Below are 1,696 nucleotides of genomic sequence, written 5' to 3' on the forward strand. Positions count from 1 at the left end.
CCCATTTGTACTTGTGGTTCTCCTTTTAAGAATACAATTCACAAAATGCTACTTTTAGCTACTTAATGATACTTTGGCAAATTGACTACTAAATGCTACAAAAACTACCTCGACAATTAAAAGGGCTAGAAATAAGCTAAAAGTGTAGTCTAATTCAGAGCTTATGTACATCTCAAACTACCAGATTAAATCACTAACCCAGAGGCTAAAAAATCGCTTGGGGTATGTACCCAAAGAAGCTTGGGTAATTAATCTCGCCATCGAGATAGAAATCTCTCCAAAGCCGTTTTTTAGTGATGGGCAATTAGTCCAGCACTACCGAGAAATCGAACAGCTGCACAGCTAATAAAACCGCCTGAATTTGGTTATTTAACCATTTTCAGGACAGTACAACTTATTTTCTACTGCCATGATACTGAAAAAACCCACCCCAACACAAGCATCGGCTTTAAGGGATAATCCACGCCTAGGGATGCTCCAACTCAGCGATAATCGTCTCGTACAAGCTTTCTTTGACTGGCTAACAGGCTACTACCTTACCCCCCCTCTCTGGAAAAGCACCCCCTCCTTAGAGCTAATCTATGGCATACTCCAGTATATAGGCGGATTAGCGATCGCTCTTAGCCACTGGCAATTAATACCCCTAGGATGGCTGCTATCCGTAGCTGGAGCGGCTCAATTGCAGGAAATAGCCCACTTTTGCGCCCATAATGCTTTTTTCCCTCAATATCCCACTTATAACCATCTTTTAGGTTGTTTACTTACCTTAATTACCTGGAAAAAGCCGTTTCCGTTGTTCAAAAAAGATCACCTATTAATTCACCACCCGCCGAAAAACTTAGCTACCATGAATGACAAGGGGAATACCCCCTACCTAGTAGAAGAGTTAGGTTTTGAATTTGGCCAAGAAGAGGCCTTCTATTGGCAAAATTTGGGCAAGTTATTACTCTCTCCCAAGTTTTACGGAGAAACCTTCCTTGCTCGCCTGACTAATCTCCTTAAAGCTCCCATTAACTATCAAATAGCTACCCTGATTGTGCTTTTCTTGGCCTCTGTTTGTGCGGGTTTAACCCATTCTTGTTTAATCTGCTTACTCTGGGCGGTATTTACCCAACTCGGAACCTATGCGGCCGCACTCTTGCAACAGCTACCGGAGCATAATTGGGCCTATGAAGCCGATGAGAATGAGGGAGCTAAATCTCAGGTAATTGGTAAATCTTTTGCCCTATATTTGGGTGCTTATCCTCCGCGCTCAAATCACTGGTTAGAGTGGTTAAAATGGTACATAGAATTAGTAGGAGCAGTCTTTATTCGGCTGACCATCCTTCCAGTTAGCCTAGGGGCGCACTGTGTTCACCATGCTACACCAAACGATCACAACTGGGCTAATCAACTATACACCCTAAGAGCTTTTCAGACTGGCTCGGTGAAAGGATGGCAGCGTTATCAATTCCTTGAGGTTTGGGGATACCGAAACGCTTTAAACTACGTCTTTGTCGGTTTTAGTTTAAGGGGAAAAAGCTAAATTAAACTCGGTGTGCAACTATATTTTTAATCTTGATTTACAACAAGGCTTTCAGAAATCAGCAGAGATAAAGTATCCTCTGGAACCCTGATTCTGTCGTTTTTAGTTGCACATCGCGTTAAATTAACCTAATTCGGGCTTGCTGAATAAAGCTAAAAACCTTGTTGGATA

The 1,696-nt window shown here is 42.2% G+C and carries 1 protein-coding gene; it reads left to right on the forward strand.

From position 1 onward, the window contains the following. Positions 1-409 precede the first annotated feature (409 nt). Positions 410-1,525 (forward strand): fatty acid desaturase, encoded by a 1,116-nt coding sequence (locus tag PX636_RS17050; protein WP_353853492.1) that lies wholly within the window; start codon positions 410-412, stop codon positions 1,523-1,525. The last annotated feature ends 171 nt before the right edge of the window (positions 1,526-1,696 follow it).

Source organism: Microcystis sp. M53598_WE2, from assembly GCF_030067735.1.
Taxonomy (GTDB): domain Bacteria; phylum Cyanobacteriota; class Cyanobacteriia; order Cyanobacteriales; family Microcystaceae; genus Microcystis; species Microcystis aeruginosa.